Origin of the sequence: Micromonospora sp. LHW51205 (genome assembly GCF_003315815.1) — a bacterium.
Lineage (GTDB): Bacteria > Actinomycetota > Actinomycetes > Mycobacteriales > Micromonosporaceae > Micromonospora > Micromonospora chalcea.
Map to the genome: position 1 here is coordinate 622,660 of NZ_QMEZ01000004.1, position 17,436 is coordinate 640,095.

17 protein-coding genes are annotated in these 17,436 nt (G+C 68.2%); 10 read left to right on the forward strand and 7 right to left on the reverse strand.

The window, feature by feature from the left end; genetic code table 11:
• Nucleotides 1–89 precede the first annotated feature (89 nt).
• Together DQE82_RS18815 and DQE82_RS18820 are read left to right on the forward strand one after the other, a co-directional pair.
• Nucleotides 90–1,136, forward strand: coding sequence for a sensor histidine kinase (locus DQE82_RS18815; protein ID WP_233514714.1), 1,047 nt, complete (start codon nucleotides 90–92; stop codon nucleotides 1,134–1,136).
• Nucleotides 1,133–1,789, forward strand: coding sequence for a response regulator transcription factor (locus DQE82_RS18820; protein WP_043325390.1), 657 nt, complete (start codon nucleotides 1,133–1,135; stop codon nucleotides 1,787–1,789). Before DQE82_RS18815 ends, DQE82_RS18820 begins: the two co-directional genes overlap by 4 nt.
• A 119-nt stretch (nucleotides 1,790–1,908) precedes the next feature.
• Here DQE82_RS18820 and DQE82_RS18825 read toward each other — a convergent pair whose 3' ends face one another.
• Both DQE82_RS18825 and DQE82_RS18830 read right to left on the reverse strand, forming a co-directional pair.
• A complete protein-coding gene (locus tag DQE82_RS18825) occupies nucleotides 1,909–2,718 on the reverse strand; it encodes an isocitrate lyase/phosphoenolpyruvate mutase family protein (protein WP_233514715.1) in 810 nt (269 codons plus the stop codon).
• A 209-nt stretch (nucleotides 2,719–2,927) separates the two neighbouring features.
• Nucleotides 2,928–3,602 carry a GntR family transcriptional regulator gene (locus tag DQE82_RS18830; RefSeq protein WP_113973347.1) on the reverse strand — a complete coding sequence of 225 codons (675 nt, stop codon included), beginning with the start codon at nucleotides 3,600–3,602 and terminating at the stop codon, nucleotides 2,928–2,930.
• Nucleotides 3,603–3,759: 157 nt separating this feature from the next.
• Here DQE82_RS18830 and DQE82_RS18835 point away from each other — a divergent pair, with 157 nt between their 5' ends.
• The 5 genes from DQE82_RS18835 to DQE82_RS18855 are packed head-to-tail and all read left to right on the forward strand — an operon-like array spanning nucleotide 3,760 to nucleotide 10,437.
• Nucleotides 3,760–4,959, forward strand: a complete 1,200-nt coding sequence (locus tag DQE82_RS18835; RefSeq protein WP_113973348.1) for a CaiB/BaiF CoA-transferase family protein — start codon at nucleotides 3,760–3,762, stop codon at nucleotides 4,957–4,959.
• A 9-nt stretch (nucleotides 4,960–4,968) separates the two neighbouring features.
• Nucleotides 4,969–7,044, forward strand: a complete 2,076-nt coding sequence (locus DQE82_RS18840) for a hydantoinase/oxoprolinase family protein (protein WP_113973349.1) — start codon at nucleotides 4,969–4,971, stop codon at nucleotides 7,042–7,044.
• Between the two features lie 2 nt (nucleotides 7,045–7,046).
• Complete coding sequence (locus DQE82_RS18845; RefSeq protein WP_113973350.1) at nucleotides 7,047–8,918, forward strand: hydantoinase B/oxoprolinase family protein; 1,872 nt, start codon at nucleotides 7,047–7,049, stop codon at nucleotides 8,916–8,918.
• A complete protein-coding gene (locus tag DQE82_RS18850; protein ID WP_113973351.1) occupies nucleotides 8,915–9,541 on the forward strand; it encodes an isochorismatase family protein in 627 nt (208 codons plus the stop codon). Before DQE82_RS18845 ends, DQE82_RS18850 begins: the two co-directional genes overlap by 4 nt.
• Nucleotides 9,538–10,437: a hydroxymethylglutaryl-CoA lyase gene (locus tag DQE82_RS18855; RefSeq protein ID WP_113973352.1), complete on the forward strand. Its 900-nt coding sequence runs from the start codon at nucleotides 9,538–9,540 to the stop codon at nucleotides 10,435–10,437. Before DQE82_RS18850 ends, DQE82_RS18855 begins: the two co-directional genes overlap by 4 nt.
• Before the next feature lie 219 nt (nucleotides 10,438–10,656).
• Here the strand turns inward: DQE82_RS18855 and DQE82_RS18860 are convergent, their stop codons facing one another.
• The 5 genes from DQE82_RS18860 to DQE82_RS30830 form a co-directional block, all read right to left on the reverse strand.
• Nucleotides 10,657–10,965, reverse strand: a complete 309-nt coding sequence (locus DQE82_RS18860; protein WP_113973353.1) for a hypothetical protein — start codon at nucleotides 10,963–10,965, stop codon at nucleotides 10,657–10,659.
• A complete protein-coding gene (locus tag DQE82_RS31170) occupies nucleotides 10,962–11,141 on the reverse strand; it encodes a hypothetical protein (protein WP_113973354.1) in 180 nt (59 codons plus the stop codon). Before DQE82_RS31170 ends, DQE82_RS18860 begins: the two co-directional genes overlap by 4 nt.
• Before the next feature lie 336 nt (nucleotides 11,142–11,477).
• Complete coding sequence (locus DQE82_RS18875) at nucleotides 11,478–12,689, reverse strand: helix-turn-helix transcriptional regulator (RefSeq protein WP_113973355.1); 1,212 nt, start codon at nucleotides 12,687–12,689, stop codon at nucleotides 11,478–11,480.
• 290 nt (nucleotides 12,690–12,979) lie between these two features.
• On the reverse strand, nucleotides 12,980–13,435 hold the full coding sequence (locus DQE82_RS18880) for a hypothetical protein (protein WP_113973356.1): 456 nt from the start codon (nucleotides 13,433–13,435) through the stop codon (nucleotides 12,980–12,982).
• Between the two features lie 411 nt (nucleotides 13,436–13,846).
• Entirely contained in the window at nucleotides 13,847–14,020 is a 174-nt protein-coding gene (locus tag DQE82_RS30830) for a hypothetical protein (protein WP_199496033.1), read from the reverse strand.
• Nucleotides 14,021–14,653: 633 nt separating this feature from the next.
• Between DQE82_RS30830 and DQE82_RS18895 the strand changes: the two genes are divergently transcribed.
• The 3 genes from DQE82_RS18895 (at nucleotide 14,654) to DQE82_RS30545 (ending at nucleotide 17,314) form a co-directional block, all read left to right on the forward strand.
• Nucleotides 14,654–14,893: a GntR family transcriptional regulator gene (locus DQE82_RS18895; RefSeq protein WP_113973358.1), complete on the forward strand. Its 240-nt coding sequence runs from the start codon at nucleotides 14,654–14,656 to the stop codon at nucleotides 14,891–14,893.
• 228 nt (nucleotides 14,894–15,121) lie between these two features.
• A complete protein-coding gene (locus DQE82_RS18900) occupies nucleotides 15,122–15,577 on the forward strand; it encodes a hypothetical protein (protein WP_013476971.1) in 456 nt (151 codons plus the stop codon).
• Nucleotides 15,578–16,015: 438 nt separating this feature from the next.
• Nucleotides 16,016–17,314 (forward strand): hypothetical protein, encoded by a 1,299-nt coding sequence (locus DQE82_RS30545; RefSeq protein WP_158559992.1) that lies wholly within the window; start codon nucleotides 16,016–16,018, stop codon nucleotides 17,312–17,314.
• Nucleotides 17,315–17,436: the final 122 nt, after the last annotated feature.

Below are 17,436 nucleotides of genomic sequence, written 5' to 3' on the forward strand. Positions count from 1 at the left end.
GCATGCTTGCTGGGATCTGGGCTGAGCCTCGCCCCACAGGTGCGCCGGTGCGTCTGTGGCGGGACTGGGCGCTGTCCTCGGCTCTTGTCGTGATCTCGGTCGTCGAGATGCTGCTGCGCGACGACAGGGCATGGGCGCCGCTGCTGGTCGGTGTCAGCGTCGTGGTCGCAGCGTGCCTGCTGTATCGACGCACGCGACCGCTGGCCGCGGTAAGCGTTGCCTTCGGAGCCGTTCTCCTCTTCGACATCGCGAGGATCGCGGTCATCGACGCCACCGGTCTGCTGGGCATCGCAGGGCTGCTCGTGTTGCCCTACGCCCTGCTGCGCTGGGGAGCAGGTCGTGAGGCTGCCCTCGGACTCGGCATCATCCTCATCTGGCTACCCGTCACCCTCGTCGCGGAGTCGACCTCACCCGCGGAGAAGGTCGCCGGTTACGGCTTCTTCCTGTGCTCTGCCGCGCTCGGAGCGGCAGTGCGCTACCGCACCAGAAGCCACGAGCGCGACGTCGAGCAGGTCCGGCTCCACCAGCGCAACGAACTCGCCCGCGAGCTGCACGACACGGTCGGCCATCACGTCTCGGCCATCGCCGTCCAGGCACAGGCAGGTCGCGCGCTGGCCGCCGCAGATCCGGAGCGCGCGCTGGCCACCCTGGTCACCATCGAGGAAGAGGCGTCCCGGACGCTCAGGGAGATGCGAGCCCTCATGGGCGTGCTGCGCGACGGTACGGACGCCGATCTCACCCCTCGGCGAGGAGTGGCGGACATCGAGCGACTCGCTCGTCCCGGCGGCGAGGTGCTGGGCGTCCGCGTGCAGGTCTCCGGTGACGCCGACGCCGTTGAGCCGGCGGTCGGCACCGCCCTCTACCTGATCGCCGCCGAGGCGGTCACCAACGCGACCCGCCACGCCCGCGGCGCCACCGGAGTCACCGTCGACGTCACCGCATCCCGCGACCAGGTGCACCTGCGGGTACGCGATGACGGCGAGGCGACCACGACCAGCTCTTCGCACGCCGGCTACGGGCTGCGCGGCATGGCCGAGCGGGCGAGCCTGCTCGGCGGCACCCTCCGGGCGGGACCTGCCGCGGACGGCGGCTGGAGCGTCGACGCCTCGCTGCCTCGGACAGCGCGCACGTCATGACCATCCGCGTGCTGGTCGCTGACGACCAGGACATCGTCAGGGCAGGGCTCTGCATGATCCTGAACGCCCAACCGGGCATCGCCGTCGTCGGCGACGCCGCCGACGGCCGCCGGGCGATCTCCATGGCCCGTTCGCTGCGTCCCGATGTGTGCCTGCTGGACATCCGCATGCCCGAGGTCGACGGGATCGAAGCCACCCGCCGGCTCGCCGGGGCCGACGTCGCCGATCCTCTGGCCGTCGTCGTCATCACCACCTTCGACCTCGACGAGTACGTCTACGGCGCGCTCAAGGCAGGCGCCCGCGGCTTCCTCCTCAAGGACGCCGGCGCCGAGATGCTCACCCAGGCCGTCCATGCCGCGGCCCGCGGCGACGCCCTGATCGCACCGAACATCACCGCGAGGCTCCTGTCCTCCTTCGCGAACAGCCGCCCGCGCTCGGTGCCACCTGAGCCTGTCGAGCCGCTGACCGCTCGCGAAGAACAGGTTCTGCTGGCTGCCGCTCGCGGGCGGACCAACAGCGAGATCGGCGATGAGCTGTCCATCAGCCTCAGCACCGTCAAGACCCACATCGCCGCCCTGATGCGCAAGCTCAACGCCCGCAACCGCGTCGAGATCGTGATGTGGGCCTACGAGACACGCCGCGTCGGCACCTGACCGGCGCCCGGATACGCGAGTCGCGGAAACAGGAGTGCGGGGGCCCGACAAGGCGAGAGACCCACCTCGGGCGGGTTCAGTGGGCATGCCGCGGGCGTCGGACGTCCGTTCGACACCCATCAGGCCCGCGCAGCCATCAGCGCATCGGTCTCGGCGAAGCCCAGTGAGCCGTCGAGTGCCAGGTAGGTCCCAGCGGCCAGCAACTCGCGGGCGGCGCGCCGCGCCGCCGCGTACGCGGCCAGGGCGATCGCCGGGCCGAGGCTGACCCTCGTGACGCCCAGGTCGGCAAGCTCACTGATCGAGGGTGAGCCCGGCCCGGCCATCACGTTCAACGGCACCGCGAGCTCGGCGGCGAGCGCCGCTATGGTTTCGGCGTCGGCCACGCCGGGCACGAAGATGCCGTCCGCGCCGGCGGCGATGCAGGCCGCCGCCCGGTCAAGCGTGTCCCGCAGTCGGGTGGCGGGATCTCCGAGGGACATCAGGTAGGTGTCGATCCGGGCGTTGATGAACAGCGCCGAACCGGCGGCCTTCCGCGCAGCCGCGATCCGTTCGACATGTTCGGCGGCCGGTTGCGGACCGTCTTCCAGGTTGACACCTACCGCTCCGGCGTGAAGCACCCTACGGATCGTCTCGGCGATCCCGTCGGGGTCGTCCGCGTACCCGCCTTCGATGTCGGCGCTGACCGGCAGGCTGACCGTGGACGCTACGCGGGCGATCAGGTCGAGTGCGCGGTCACGGCCCATCGCCTCGCCATCGCCCGTGCCTATGCTCCAGGCCGCCCCGGCGCTGGTAGTTGCGATGGCGGCTGCTCCGGCCTCCTCGATCAGCCGCGCGCTCGCGGCGTCCCAGGCGTTGGGCAGCACCAGCGGTTGACCGGGGCGGTGCAGGGAGCGGAAGTGCAGGGCTTGTTCGTGGTGCGAGTGGGTCATGGCCTTAAGCAAACCGCCGATCGGGCAACCGGTCTGGCGGGTATCAGACCACGCCGTCACGCCGCTGCCCCTGGCCCCCATTCCTTGCCATCACGTACGCCCTCGGCCCGCGTCCTCTTGAGACCGGGCCGCCGCCGATCTGCGGCCTGCGGACTCGACCACGGGTACTGGCGCTCCGCCATGGCGGACCTAGCGCCGCACTTCGCTTGTCACAGGTCGTGACCCGGTCGGATCGAGTGCCATGCCGCGCGTATGTGGCTGCGCATGACCGACTCCGCCCAGTCCGGGTCGGCCGCGGTGAGGGCTGCCACCACTTCGTGGTGGTGAGCCAGGCTACGGCGCAGGGATTCGGGGCTGTAGCGGGAGAAGGTCCGCCAGACGAGGGGCATCTGGATCACCGACGAGACGACGCCGGCCAGGCGGCTGTTGTCGGACGCATTGAGGATCATCCGGTGGAACTGGTTGTTCAGCTCGGTGAGCTCGTCCACGTCGGTCGGTCGTCCGCCCGGCGCGAGCTCGTCCATCCGGTGGGCCAGCGCGTCGAGCGCGTCCAGGTCGACGGCGCCCGTGGTGGCCGCGAGTCGGCAGCCCCAGGGCTCGAGCACCGACCGCAGGCTGAAGATTTCGTCGAGATCGTGGATGCTCCAGGCCTGGACCTGCACGCCGCGGTTGCGCTCGTGACGGACCAGCCCCTCGGCGGTGAGCCGCCGGAGCGCCTCCCGGACCGGCGTGCGGCTCACGCCGATCGACTCGGCTAGCTCCCCCTCACGGAGCCACTCGCCAGCCGCCCGCTGCCCGGCCAGGATCTGTTCCCGGATCAGCCGGTATGCCTGGTCGGCGGCGTGGCCGTTGTCGGCCTCCCGCAGCGGGGTGCGGTCACTCATGATGCTCCGCACGGTAACAACGCAGAAAGTTGTATGCAATACGCCCGTCGGGCATTGACACCGTCGGCAGCATGAGCCTAGTTTTCCCGCACAGCCTGATGTGGCGACGATCACAGGCCCGGCTGATTGCATGCAAAAGACGCTGATTGAGGGATACATGAGCACTGCACTGCCGCTTGACGACGTCCGGGTGATCGAGCTCGGCCAGCTGCTGGCGGGGCCGTTCTGCGGCCAGCTCCTGGGTGACTTCGGCGCCGAGGTGATCAAAGTCGAGGACCCGGGTCAGGGCGACCCCATGCGGCAGTGGGGACGCGAGAAGCCGTACGGGAAGTCGCTCTGGTGGCCGGTGGTGGCGCGGAACAAGAAGTCTGTGACCGCGAACCTGCGGACCGGGGAGGGCCAGGACCTCGTACGCCGGCTCGTCGCGCGGGCGGATGTGTTGATCGAGAACTTCCGGCCCGGCACGCTGGAGCGCTGGGGCCTGGCCCCGGAGCGCCTGTGGGAGATCAACCCCGGCCTGGTCGTCACCCGGGTGACCGGCTTCGGGCAGACGGGCCCCTACTCCTCCCGCGCCGGATACGGCTCGATCGGTGAGGCGATGGGCGGGATTCGGTACGTAACTGGCGACCCTGATCGCCCCCCGGCCCGAGCCGGCGTCTCACTGGGCGACTCGCTGGCGGCGACGTTCGCCTGCCTGGGCACCCTGGTGGCGTTGCACCAGCGCGGACGCACCGGTCGGGGCCAGGTGGTGGACTCGGCCATCTACGAGGCCGTGCTGGCGATGATGGAGTCGCTCGTCCCCGAGTACCAGATTGCCGGCTACCAGCGGGAGCGGACCGGGACGACCCTGCCGAACGTGTCTCCGAGCAACGTCTACCCGACCGCTGACGGCGAGATGGTGCTGATCGCGGCGAACCAGGACACGGTGTTCCGCCGGCTCGCCGAGGCGATGGGGCGAGCGGAGTTGGCCACCGACGAGAAGTACGCCACGCACAGCGCCCGAGGGCGGTGGATGGAGCGGCTGGACGGCCTGATCGCCGAGTGGAGTTCCACTTTCGCGTCCGACGAGCTGCTCGAGCGGCTGCACAAGCACGGCGTTCCGGCGGGCCGCATCTTCCGGGCCAAGGACATGCTCGCGGACCCGCACTTCGCGTCGCGCGAGGCGATCGTCCGGCTGACCCATCCGGACCTGGGCGAGTTCGCCATGCACAACGTCGTACCCAAGCTCTCCGACAGCCCGGGCCGGGTCCGGCACGTCGGCCCCGAGCTCGGCGAGCACAACGAAGACATCTACCGCGGCCTGCTGGGACTCGACGACGACGCGATGGCGTCGCTGCGTTCCGCGGGCGTCATCTGAGGAGGAACCATGACCTACCGGCTCGGCGTGGACGTGGGGGGAACGTTCACCGACATTCTGCTGATCGACGAAGCGACGGGAGACACCTACCGGGCCAAGACCTCCTCCACGCCAGAGGACCAGTCGATCGGGGTGCTGCGGGGAATCGAGCGGGCCTGCGCCGCTGCCGGTGTGCCCATGTCGGAGATCGCCGAGGTGTTCCACGGCACCACGGTCGCCACGAACGCGATCCTTGAGGGCAAGGGCGCCCGGGTCGGGCTGGTCACCACCGACGGCTTCCGGCAGGTACTCCAGATCGCCCGGTCCTTCGTGCCGGGCGGCCTCGCGGGCTGGATCATCTGGCCGAAGCCGGAGCCGCTGGCCGCCCTGGAGGACACCGTGGAGGTCGTCGGCCGGATCGGCGCCGACGGCGGGGTGGTGACCGCACTCGACGAGGCGGACGTCCGCGCGAAGCTGCGCAAGCTGCGCGCCCAGGACATCGAGGCGTTGAGTGTCAGCCTGATCAACTCCTACGCCAATCCGGAGCACGAGCGCCGCGTGGCCGAGCTGGCCGCCGAGGAGCTTCCGGGCGTACCGGTGTCGTTGTCGTCCTCGGTGCTGCCGGAGCTCCGCGAGTACGAGCGGACCATAACCACGGTCGCGAACGCCGCCGTGCAGCCGCAGGTGGCGCGCTACGTGGCGAACCTGGAGGCGCAGCTGCGCGAGTCCGGGGTGGACGGCCGGCTGTGCATCCTGCGCAGCGACGGTGGCCTGGTCTCCGCGGCCGTCGCCGCGGACAACCCGGTGAACCTGCTGCTGTCGGGCCCTGCCGGCGGGGTGACCGGCGCGACCTGGGTGGCCGAGCAGGCGGGCTACTCGGATTTCCTGACCTTCGACATGGGTGGCACCTCCACCGACGTCGCCCTGGTCCAGGGGCTGTCGCCGCGGGTGGGCCGGGAGACCACCGTCGGGGACCTGAAGGTCCGCGCCACCTCCGTCGACGTACGCACGGTGGGCGCCGGCGGCGGTTCCATCGCCCACGTGCCGCCGCTGACCCAGGCGCTGCGGGTGGGGCCGCAGTCGGCCGGCGCCGCACCCGGGCCGGCGGCGTACGCGGCGGGCGGTGACCAGCCGACGGTGACGGACGCGAACGTGGTGCTCGGCTATCTGCCCACCGACCTGGCCGGCGGTGAGATCAGGCTGGACCGGGCGGCGGCGCGGGCGGCGGTGAAGTCGATCGCCGACGCCACCGGGCTGGAGTCGGTGGAGGCTGCCGCCGCGGGCATCATCGACATCGTCAACGAGAACATGTTCGGCGCGCTGCGGCTGGTGTCGGTGCAGCAGGGCTTCGACCCGCGCGACTACGCGCTGGTGGCCTTCGGTGGCGCCGGTCCGTTGCACGCCAATGCCCTGGGCAAGCTGACCGGGGCCTGGCCGGTGATCATCCCTCCGTCGCCCGGGGTGTTGTGCGCCTACGGCGACGCGACGACCAACCTGCGCGACGAGTCGGTGCGGACGCTGGTGCGCCGCTTCAGCGAGCTCACCGACGAGAGCCTGCGGGCGGTGCTCACGGAACTCGCCGGCAAGGCGTGCGCGACGCTCAGCGAGCAGGGCGTCCCCGAGGAGGACCAGAAGGTTGTCTGGTCCGCGGACCTCCGCTACCACGGACAGGGTTTCGAGATCCCGGTGGCCGTCGACATGGACGCGTTCGACGGGACCGGCGGGGGTCTCGCGGCCCTGCGGTCGGCGTTCGACGCCGATCACCAGCGCCTGTTCTCCTTCGTCCTCGACGCCGAACACGAGTTGGTGACCGTCCGGGCCACCGCGCACGGCCCCCGGCCGCAGGTCGCCGCGCCCGAGCTGGAGCGCGGTGACACGGACCCGAGCCCCGCGTTGCGGGCCCGCCACCGCATCTGGGTCGACGGCGCCGAGGTCGACGCCGGCGGCTACGACCGGGCCCTGCTGCGAGCGGGCAACGTCGTGCCCGGTCCGGCGATCGTCACCGAGATGGACTCCACCACCCTCGTGCTGCCTGGGCACACGGCGACCGTGCACCCCAGCGGCAGCCTCCTGATCCGTCCCGTCGACACCACCACGGAGAGCTGACCATGGCACGCCTCATCGAGACCGCTACCGGACCACTTCGCCGCGTGGACGTCGACGTGGTCACCCTCGACCTGATCGAGAACGGGCTGCGCAACGCCCGCTACGAGATGGACGAGGTGCTCTTCCGGACCGCCCTGTCCCCGGGCATCCGCGAACAGCACGACGAGTTCCCGCTGATCGCCAACCGCGACGGGAAGATGATGGTGGGACAGTTCGGGCTGTCCATCCCCGACTTCCTGGAGAACTTCGACGGTGACATCGAGGAGGGCGACGTCCTGCTGACGTCGGATCCGTACTCCTGCGGCGCGGCGATCAGCCACGCCAACGACTGGCTGGTGGTGCTGCCCATCTTCTTCGAGGGCCGGATCGTGGGCTGGTCGGCGATGTTCGGGCACATGTCCGACGTCGGCGGCAAGACCCCGGCGTCGATGCCGACCGACGCCCGCACCATCTTCGAGGAGGGCGTGGTCATCCCGCCCTTCAAGCTGTACCGGAAGGGTGTGCTCGCCGAGGACGCCCTGCGGATCATCCTCAACCAGGTGCGCAAGCCCGACTGGAACCGCGCGGACCTCAACGGGATCGTCGCGGCCTGCCGGACCGCTTCCCGTCGCGTGCAGGAGATGTGCGCCCGGTTCGGCGTGGACACCTACGACTCCGCGCTCGAGCAACTCCTGGACCGCAACTACCGGGCCATGAAGGTCCTGCTGGAGGCGGTCTTCAAGGAGGGCGAGACGCTGTCGTTCACCGACTACATCTGCGACGACGGTCTCGGCTACGGCCCCTACGAGCTGAAGCTCAGCCTGACCCGGACCGGCGAGAAGGTGCTGCTGGACTTCACCGGCAGCAGCCCGCAGGCGCAGGGCCCGATCAACTACTACATCAACGAGAACCTCGTCCGGATGTTCTTCGGCATCTACATGATCACGGTCGCCGACCCGCAGATCCTCTGGAACGACGGCTTCTACCCGCTGGTCGACGTCACGATCCCTGACGACTCGTTCTGGAAGCCGAAGTACCCGGCCGCGCTCAACGCGCGCAACCACGGCATCGGCCGCGTCTTCGACCTGTTCGGCGGCCTGCTCGGTCAGACCAATCCCGGGCTGCTCAACGCCGCGGGCTTCTCCTCGTCGCCGCACTTCATGTACTCGGGCACCTATGGGGCAGGCGAACGCAAGGGCGAGTGGTTCCAGCTGTACTCGATCGGGTTCGGCGGTATCCCCGGCCGGCCGGTGGGCGACGGCCCGGACGGCCACTCGCTGTGGCCGTCGTTCGTCAACATTCCGTGCGAGTACCTGGAGTCCTACTACCCGCTGCGGATCGAACGCTGGGAGACCATCGCCGACACCGGCGGCGCCGGGCTGCACCGCGGCGGAAACGGCGTCGACGTGGCCTACCGGTTCCTGGAGGCCGGCACGATCGCCATCCACGACGACCGCTGGCTGACCTACCCGTGGGGAGTCAACGGTGGCGAGCCGGGTGCGCGCGGCCGCAAGTGGCTCGAACGCGCCGACGGCAGCACCGAGATCCTGGGCAGCAAGGTGCACGACGTGCCGGTGACCCCCGGCGACGTGCTGCACTTCGTCACCTGGGGCGGCGGCGGATGGGGCGACCCGCTGGGCCGCGACCCGGAACTCGTCGGCCTCGAGGTCCGCCGCGGCCTGGTCACCCAGGCGGGGGCCCGCCGCTACGGCGTGGTCTGCGACGACGGCGGCGCCGTCGACGTCGCCGCCACCGAGAAGGTACGGGCCGAGCTGCGCCGCGGACGTCCGGACCCACTGCCCACCTTCGACATGGGGCCGCCGATCGCAACGGTCCTGGAGCGGTGCCTCGAGGAGACCGGCCTTCCTGCTCCCCGACCGCCGGTCGCCCGATGAGCTCCACGCCGGCCGGCAGCGACGACGGATTCGGGGGTTCGCTCCTGCCGGGTGCCCGTCCCGCCGTGCTCGTCGTCGATCTGATGCGGGCCTACTTCGACCCGGCCAGCCCTCTGTGCCTGCCGCCCACCGACTGCCTGCGGTCGGCCGGCCGAGTCGTCGCCGCGGCCCGCGACCACCGGATTCCCGTGCTGCACACCCGCGTCGCCTACGGACCCGCCGGTGTCGACGGGGGTCTGTTCGTCCGGAAGGTCTCCGCTCTTCGGCAGCTCTTCGACGGCGGTGGCGCGATGGGGGAACCGATGCCGCAGGTCTCCCCCGCCGACGACGAACTGGTACTGGTCAAGCAGTACGCCAGCGCCTTCTTCGGCACCTCCCTGGCCTCTACGTTGCGGACGCAGCGCATCGATACCGTTGTGCTGGTCGGCGTGAGCACGAGCGGTTGTGTCCGCGCCACGGCGGTGGACGCGATACAGCACGGTTTCGTCCCGCTGGTGGTCCGGGAAGCCGTGGCGGACCGCTCCACGGGTCCGCACGAGGCGAGCCTGTTCGACCTGCAGGCCAAGTATGCCGAGGTGATCAGCGAGGCCGGCGCCGTCGCGTACCTGTCGGAGGAACGATGAAAGCCAGGATCGACATCGTGGAGGTGTCGCCCCGTGACGGCCTGCAGAACGAGGCGACGCTACTGACCACCGACGACAAGGTCGAGCTCGTCGACCGGGCGGTACGAGCGGGAGCCCGGCGGGTGGAGGTGACCAGCTTCGTCAACCCCGCCCGGGTTCCGCAGATGGCGGACGCCGACGAGCTGATGGCCGCGCTCCCCCGCCATGAGGGCGTCCGGTACGCGGGCCTGGTGATGAACCGCCGCGGCCTGGACCGGGCTCTGGCCGCGAACGTCGACGAGATCAACGTCGTCGTCGTCGCCACGGACACCTTCTGTGGCCGCAACCAGGGCATGACCACGGCCCAAGCCTGCGACACCGCGGCCGAGCTGGTGCAGGCCGCCCGTACGTCGGGGGTGTTCACGACGGTGACTGTCGGCGCCTCGTTCGGATGTCCGTTCGAAGGTGAGGTCCCGATGGGCCGGTTGCGGGAGGTGCTCACCCGGGTGTGGGACGCGCGCCCCGATGAGTTGGCTCTCGCCGACACCATCGGGGTTGCCGTACCGTCCGATGTCACCGAGCGGCTGATGCTCGCCCGGGAGGTCACGGACTCGCGGACACCACTGCGGTTGCACCTGCACGACACCCGACACACCGGCGTGGCCAATGCGGTCGCGGCGGTCCAGGCGGGCGTCACCATCCTCGACGCCAGCATCGGCGGAGCAGGCGGGTGCCCTTTCGCGCCGACGGCGACCGGAAACGTCGCCACCGAGGACCTCGTCTACCTCCTCGACCGGATGGGGCAGCCCACCGGCCTGGACCTGGAGGAACTCACCTCGGCCGCCTCCTGGCTGGAACACAGACTCGGCAAGCAGCTCCCGGGCGCGCTGCTGCGGGCAGGGCCTTTTCCCGCCTGAGCCCGGCGGGCAGGGGCCGCCCTCGGTCGGGTACCACCGGTTGCTTCAGCGCCGCGTCGTGGACCTCGCGTGGGATGACGCTGTCGGCGAGCAACTGATGCAGCGACGGCTGCCGGTCCTGCCGTGACATCGTGTCCGCACAGCTTCGTACGGCCTCGGCGCAGTCGCCGGCCCGGTGTGAACTGTCGGCGAGCCGGTCGGATCAGGCTCGTTGCAAAGTCAGAGGGCCTGGTGGGAATCGTCTCCACCGGGCTCGGCTGGCACGGTTGCTGCAGCTCGCTGCTGCACTACCGGCATGAGGTGGCCGGTTTCCCTGGTCCAGCCGAGGAAGCGGCGGTGCAGCACGCCGGCCGGCGTCCACGGCATGTCCTCGGTGGCCTGGACGAGGTAGGCACCAAGGTAGAGGGCCAGCGACACCGGCGCATCCATGAACTCCGCCCGCAGCTCCCGCTTCCGGGTCGGGCAGGGCCAGGGCAGGTCGCAGCCACCGCAGCTCCAGACCGGCATGACCGGGCCGTGGGTGGTCACCGCGCACCCTCCAGGAACCGCGCGGTGATCGCCCGCGCCTGCCGACTCGTCGCCCATTCCACCTGCCAGCACGGGTACGGAGTCAGTCGCGCCCACCACGCTCGGCACCCGGCACACATGCCGTCGAGTCCGCGTACGTGAACCGCGACGATCGCCTGTTCCTGCTCGCTGGTCACTGCTCACCCTCCGACGGCCAGTGGCCCCGATTGATCGGTATCCGGTGCCGGGCGCGGCAGGGAAGGTCGGACCCACAGCGGCAGATGCACCGCCAGAGCCGCCACGACCACACCGGCCGGTGCCTGCGAGCAAGAGTCAGCGCGGTGGCAGAAAGGTATTCGTCATACGAGACACGCCGCACGGACCCTCCCTCGCTCACGAACGAGGGCGGCCTCCTGCCCCCGAATCTGAGGGGGACGCGGCGACCAGGCGATACCCGCACCGTCCGCCGCATCCCGTGAGCAGGACGCTACGGTCGGTCGCGAGGCGGAATGGGTAGGGTTCCTACCCCTGGATCACGAGAGCAGCCCGACCTTGACCGCGAGGTCACGGGCGTCGTCACGGGTAGAGCGCGGGCCGTCGAGCAGGTCCAAGGTGATCTGGCGGGCGTACCCGTTGAAGCGAATCGTCTCCGGGGCCGACTCGTACGCGTGCCGCAGGGTCTTCACGGCCGCTTCCTTGTCGTCCTTGCCGTAGTGCGCCCGCGCGACCTCGATGAGATGGCGTGCCCCGCGCGGTCTCGACGGGATAGCCGCCGAGTCGTGGCGGCGCGCCTGCCGTACCGCCTCACCGGACTTCTGCAACTCCACGGCCACTGTCACCGCGTGGGCGCCCATGATGACCCGGGAGAACGACGTCTGCGGCTGATAAAAACCTTCCGGCAGACGCTGTGCCACCAGGTTTGCACGATCCCAGTACCGCCAAGCCCGGCCTTCCTCGCCGGCACGAGCGGCGGTGTACGCGGCCTCGAAGTTGAGGGCACCCCACAACGCCAGCAGATTCGTGCCCGCGTCGGCCGCCCTCGGCTCCAGAGCCGACAGGACATCGTGCGTTACCGCCATGGCGGTGTCCCAGTCCCCGGCGTCCCGATGCACTTGACACAGGAACCATGCCGCGAGGGCCACCGCCTCCGGGTCACCCGAATCCTGCGCCGCCACCATCGCCCGGTCCGCGACCCGCCACAACAACTCGGCAGCCGGCTGGTACGCAAGAAACATCTGCGTCAAACCAAACGTCTCCGCCAACAGCGACTGCGCCCGCCGACGCTCGACGCCCTCGTACACCAGCGCGGCCCGCTGCACGTCGTGCAGAAGTCTCGGCAGCAGCCCACCCAGCACCGTCCGGTGATCGGACGCCTGATGACGCGCCCGCCACGCCACCGCAAGCCGCTCATGCAAACCGGCCAACGACTCCGGCTCAACGTCGTCGACGAGCACGACGCGGTTCACGGCGTCCCGCACCGACGCCAGCGCCGGATGCTCAGGCCCGTTCACGACAGCGGAACGGTCGCTCAGCTCGCCGGCCAGGGCAGACACGTCGACCTTGAGCGCACGCGCGATGCGGTCCAGCATGTGAATGCGCGGAGGCAGGATCCGATCGGTCTCCACCGCCTTGACCCACTCAGCGCTGCGACCGACCAGCCCACCCAGCACCGCGCGAGTCTTCCCGGACCGCTCCCTGTAGACCTTCAGCCGCTGCCCGAAGGTCAACTCCGGCAAGGATTCCATCCCGGACCTCCTCATAGCGCGGGATGCCGCCAACGGCCAACTGAGCCGCCGTGGCACCAACGCTACCGACCTGCTTGCGACCGCATAACCCCGAACACACCGGCATGCTGTCCGGCGCCCCGCGCTGGCTCCGACCTCCAGATCAGGAGTAGGGCTAATGCGAACGGTTCAAGGCCGAATGCGGTGAGCACTTCGGTGTGAACGTCGATTACAACTATCGCGGAATGCCGATGATCGCCGTCTGCTGCGGTTGACGGCCTCGGGAGTCCTGCGTTCAACGGGCCGGGTCCTCAGGTGGCCGGACGCTCCAGCTGGGAACGCGCCCGCACGAACATGCTGGCCGCGCTACCGGTAGAAGGCAAGTCGAGGAAGGCCACCATGCCGACGCTGTGGTGGTCAGCCCACGCACAGACTTCGACGTTGACGCCCTGGGTTTCACCCTTGCCGCAGCGGGCATCGCCGCCCATTGGCCCCGGCCGGGTCGGCTTGACACCGGACAGCCTCGGCAGGGTCGCGAAGAGTCTGTCGAGGGTCGCCTTCGGATCTGTTATCTTTCCGGACACTCCGCCGACTAGGGCGCTGTACTGCTCATCCGCAGTGGTGTAGGCCGCTGCGACCGCGCTAGTTGGCTCACCGTCGAGGAGTTCTTTGAGACCGCCCATGTTCTGCTGGGCTTGTTCGCGCAACTTCTGGCTCTTCGATTCGGGCCAACTGCTCAGCAACTTCTCCGGTTTTTCGAGACGCATGGCCGCGGTCGGTAAGGGCGACGCCGACCGCGCTTCCGTCTTTCGCTCCACGTTGTCGGCGGGTTGTGAGCAGCCGCTCGCCACTAGCAGGCCCGCGAGGGCTAGCGCGACACTCGCTCGGCGCGGCCCGGCGTTGGTATGCCCTGCACGCATGCGTCACTCCCTCGTCTCACGTCTACGGGCGCACGATATCCCAAAAGATCACGACGAAGGGTCCTGACTTCCGGCCAGCCAGAAGGGGCCTTTGACCTGCGTGGGCGATAACTGGGATCGAACCAGTGACCTCTTCGGTGTGAACTGTCGGCGAGCCGGTCGGATCAGGCTCGATGCGAGGTCGGACAACCTGTTGGTGTACTGCTCGGTCTGGTTCGGCTGGCACGGTTGCTGTACTTCGCTGCTGTACTGCTGGCATCAGATCAGACGTTGGATGCGGACCTTCGGGCGCTCGTTTCTGAGGTGGCCTTGCTTGTGCTGGCGGACCTGCTCCTCCCAGGCCTCCTGGTCGTAGTCCGGGTCCGGCGGGGTCCACTTGTGTGAGCCGTCGCTGTAGTGGAACTTCTCGTCGCCGGCTCGAAGGATGCTCATCGGGTCCAGCCGAGGAAGCGGTGGTGCAGGTGGCCGGCAGGAACGTGGGCCAGGTCCTGGGCGGCGTCGACGAGCTGGGCAGCCAGGTAGAGGGCCAGCGACACAGGGGCGCGATCGTATTCGGCTCGCAGTTCGCGTCGCCGAGTCTGGCAAGGCCAGTCTCCCGCACAGCCGCCGCAGGTCCAGGCAGGTTTGATCGGGTGGTGGGTGGTCATCGCGGGCCGTCCTGGCTGGGCCAGTGGCCGCGATTGATCGGGATGCGGTGGCGGCTTCGGCAGGGCAGGTTGCTTCCGCAGCGGCAGACGTGCCGCCAGTGCCGCCATGACCAGACGGGCCGATGCCGGCGGGCGAGGGTAAGCGCCACCGCCAGGACGTACTCGTCGTACGAGACGCGCTTCATCGGGTCGCCGGAGCCGTTGTGGCGACTCTTCGCCGCGTCAGTGGATTGGAAGGGAGCACTGCCGCCTCCTCGTGCCGCAGGTGTCCGGGGGCGTGGATGCCCGATCACGGGGGATGCGCCGGGCACCCACGCCGGTGAGGACGGCCCACAGCGCCAACCGAGGGAATCGACCTCCTCGGCAACCTCCCATAGGTACCGTTGGGTAGTCAAGGGCTGACGTAGGTGGTGTACTCGTGTTGCCAACCGAGGGGAACACCGTGCCACCGCGTTACCGCTACGAGCAGATCGCCGACGACCTCGCCGAACGCATCAAGTCTGGCGAGTTCCCGCCGGGCTCCAAGCTGCCCAGCCGACGAGAGTTGATCGAGCACTACGGCGTTACCGAGCCGGTAATCGACCGCGCCATGCAGGTGCTACGGATCAAGGGGATGACCGAGACGCTGCCCGGTGTGGGCGTCTTCGTCGCCGAATAATCGCCCAAGGTCAGCCAGCCGCCTGGACCCCTCGCTTGTAAGTTCTGGGCGCGTCGACCGGCGGGGCCCGTCCGCGTCCCTGGCCTCGGGCACCTGTCCAGCCGTGCTTGGGAGAGCGTGGCTCCGTTCGCGCCAGTTGCTGTCACCGCTGCTGTCGACAGATGAGCCCTAAACGCATCGGGCGTAGCAGGGACTGCACCGGAGGGGCGCGACTGCCATGATCATGCCGTGGGACTTCTCTGCGATTACTTCTCGGCCGCCTCTGATGATGCAGCCGCCGCCGTGATCGATGTCCTTGGCGGTCCGCGTGCCGCCTCCGATCCCGGATCGGAGGTTGTCGAGCTGAAGGGTATTGAGCCCTTCGTGGTGCTGGGGAAGCTGGAGGAGTTGCTGACCGGCCTCGACTACGACTCGGTAACAGAGAACCTGAGGTGGGGTCACGCCGTCGCTGTTCGTCATGACGGCGAGCTACTTGTCGTCTCGCTAACGGATGAGGTCCAGGCGGCGCTGGCTACCGCGTCGGAAGCCGAGCTGCGTGGAGTGGCGTTGCCGTGGTCGCAGATCGAGGAGTTCTGGGGGCAGGGAGAGCCCTCACATCTGGCAGAGATTCTGATCGAGCTGGCAGCCTTGGCACGTCTAGCGACAGCACGTCACGAACGCCTGTACTGCTGGGTCTCCGTCTGACACGCATGCCCCCGGTTCTCGTCGCGCGAACCGTCAGACGTTGAAGCGGAACTGAGAGCCGCTGTCCCGCTACCAGCAGAGACGCTAGCCGGTGCCTGCTCAGACGGCGTCTCGGGCTGCCGACGTTGGTTGCTGGTCGACGACGTTTGACGGTGTCTTGTGCCCCCTGTGTGCCCCACATCCCGAGCCGCCTTACAACCCTAAGGCCATAGTGTCGGGTGCCGAGACGGCCCAGGGCCATCTGAAAGCACCTCTGGGTCAGACGTCATCGAGTGACACACACCTGCCGAAGCCGGTTGGACGTGCCGCTTACGCAGGCCCCGCAACGAGCCGCCGGCAGTGCTGTTCGTACGGCGCGCCACCTGCCATACCCAGCGCTGCGCGGCTACGATCGCCACTTGCCGTCAGGAACAACGATAGAAATGGTGCAGTGATCCGTTGAGTGTCGAGTCTGATCAGCGCAGCTTATTGCGGATTCTACTGGTCCGCTGGCTTCGTCGTAATGGCTATGGCAAATTATGTAAGAGCGAGCCGCCAGACTATTCATTGATGGGCAACCGGATGAGCATCTACTTGATGTTTAGCATCCTGTTGGGGCTCTGGATATACTCCATCACTCATCTAGATTGGAATGCATGGTGGGCTCTCACAGCAATTACCATGTCCCTCTTCGTGGGCGGCGCATTGATAGGCTACGCCAAACTGTCGGCCAAGGCCTTTTATCTCTTCTTCCTTGGACTGTGGGGCGCATCGTTCGCCCACCTAATTATCGTTGATGGATTCGACGCGGTTCTACCAACCCATGTGCTTCCGCTGGTCATTGTTCCAACCCTTCGGGGAGTCGGAAGCGCCGCCACGATCGCGACTCAGCTTCCGCTCTTCATTCCTGTATCGCTGATTATCGTTCTCCTACCATTGCTAACGGAGGATCCATGGAGGCTGGCAGCGGCAGCACGAGATCGACTTGGGTGGTTTGCCGCTCTCGCCCTTCTACCACCGATGATGCTTTTGGCTTGGCGCATCATGCGCACCCAATCAGCGAACGTTCTTCACACGGCAGCGGATCGCCTTTCGGCGCTTTCGGATCGTGATGCAGTTGCCCTCCGGGAGATCAAGAAGATGCGCCATAGCCGTGATCAGGAACTTGACGAGGCGTCAATGAGACGCGAAATCCGTTCCGCTATGGAGACGGATCAACCCGAGGAAGCGGCGGCACGAATCCTCGAAGCCGCCAGAACTTCAACGCGCCTAAGGGCGGCTCGCCGCCTAGGCTCTCTCGCTCTCGGGGTGTCCGTTATTATATGGGCGTTAATATATTCTCTAGCTTGGGCCTCAATGCCTGTCTCGCTAGCAGCCGACTGGTCGAAGGCAGAGGTCACCTTTGAGACTTTGAATATTTTTTGGGTCAACATTACGGTGCCGGTAGCTCCTTACGTGTGGGTATCCACATTATTGGCGATCGTCGCGTGCGCAGGGTTCTTCGGCTTCGCATTGACCGAGGATCAGCATTCTGACGCATTATGGGAAACGGTCGCTCAGAAGCCTGCCGACACGTATCTCCTCATGGCGCTTCCTTACTTGCAGGCATTCGGAGGCGGGGACCGCATTGAGAGCAAGACGAAAAGCTCTTCCAATCTGCCGACTCCTCGGCAAAGGCCCCGCGGAGATGCTTCCAAAGGCAGTGAGAATGCCCCTGGTCGACGTTCTAAATCTCACAAGCAACGTCCGACTAAATAAATAAAAGGCCTTCACCTCAAGTGCGCCTTGACGACGGATGTTCGGACGTCGACCAACGCGGCCGTCGCGACGAGGCCGTGGTGGGGATGCGGCGCGCGCATACCGGGCAGGCCCCTGTAGCA

Bases quoted from the DNA above. Each gene is read 5' to 3' on its own strand.
- DQE82_RS18820 (WP_043325390.1), top strand. From the start codon at position 1,133: ATGACCATCCGCGTGCTGGTCGCTGACGACCAGGACATCGTCAGGGCA.
- DQE82_RS18825 (WP_233514715.1), bottom strand. From the start codon at position 2,718: ATGACCCACTCGCACCACGAACAAGCCCTGCACTTCCGCTCCCTGCAC.
- DQE82_RS18830 (WP_113973347.1), bottom strand. From the start codon at position 3,602: ATGAGTGACCGCACCCCGCTGCGGGAGGCCGACAACGGCCACGCCGCC.
- DQE82_RS18835 (WP_113973348.1), top strand. From the start codon at position 3,760: ATGAGCACTGCACTGCCGCTTGACGACGTCCGGGTGATCGAGCTCGGC.
- DQE82_RS18840 (WP_113973349.1), top strand. From the start codon at position 4,969: ATGACCTACCGGCTCGGCGTGGACGTGGGGGGAACGTTCACCGACATT.
- DQE82_RS18845 (WP_113973350.1), top strand. From the start codon at position 7,047: ATGGCACGCCTCATCGAGACCGCTACCGGACCACTTCGCCGCGTGGAC.
- DQE82_RS18850 (WP_113973351.1), top strand. From the start codon at position 8,915: ATGAGCTCCACGCCGGCCGGCAGCGACGACGGATTCGGGGGTTCGCTC.
- DQE82_RS18855 (WP_113973352.1), top strand. From the start codon at position 9,538: ATGAAAGCCAGGATCGACATCGTGGAGGTGTCGCCCCGTGACGGCCTG.
- DQE82_RS18875 (WP_113973355.1), bottom strand. From the start codon at position 12,689: ATGGAATCCTTGCCGGAGTTGACCTTCGGGCAGCGGCTGAAGGTCTAC.
- DQE82_RS18880 (WP_113973356.1), bottom strand. From the start codon at position 13,435: ATGCGTCTCGAAAAACCGGAGAAGTTGCTGAGCAGTTGGCCCGAATCG.
- DQE82_RS30830 (WP_199496033.1), bottom strand. From the start codon at position 14,020: ATGAGCATCCTTCGAGCCGGCGACGAGAAGTTCCACTACAGCGACGGC.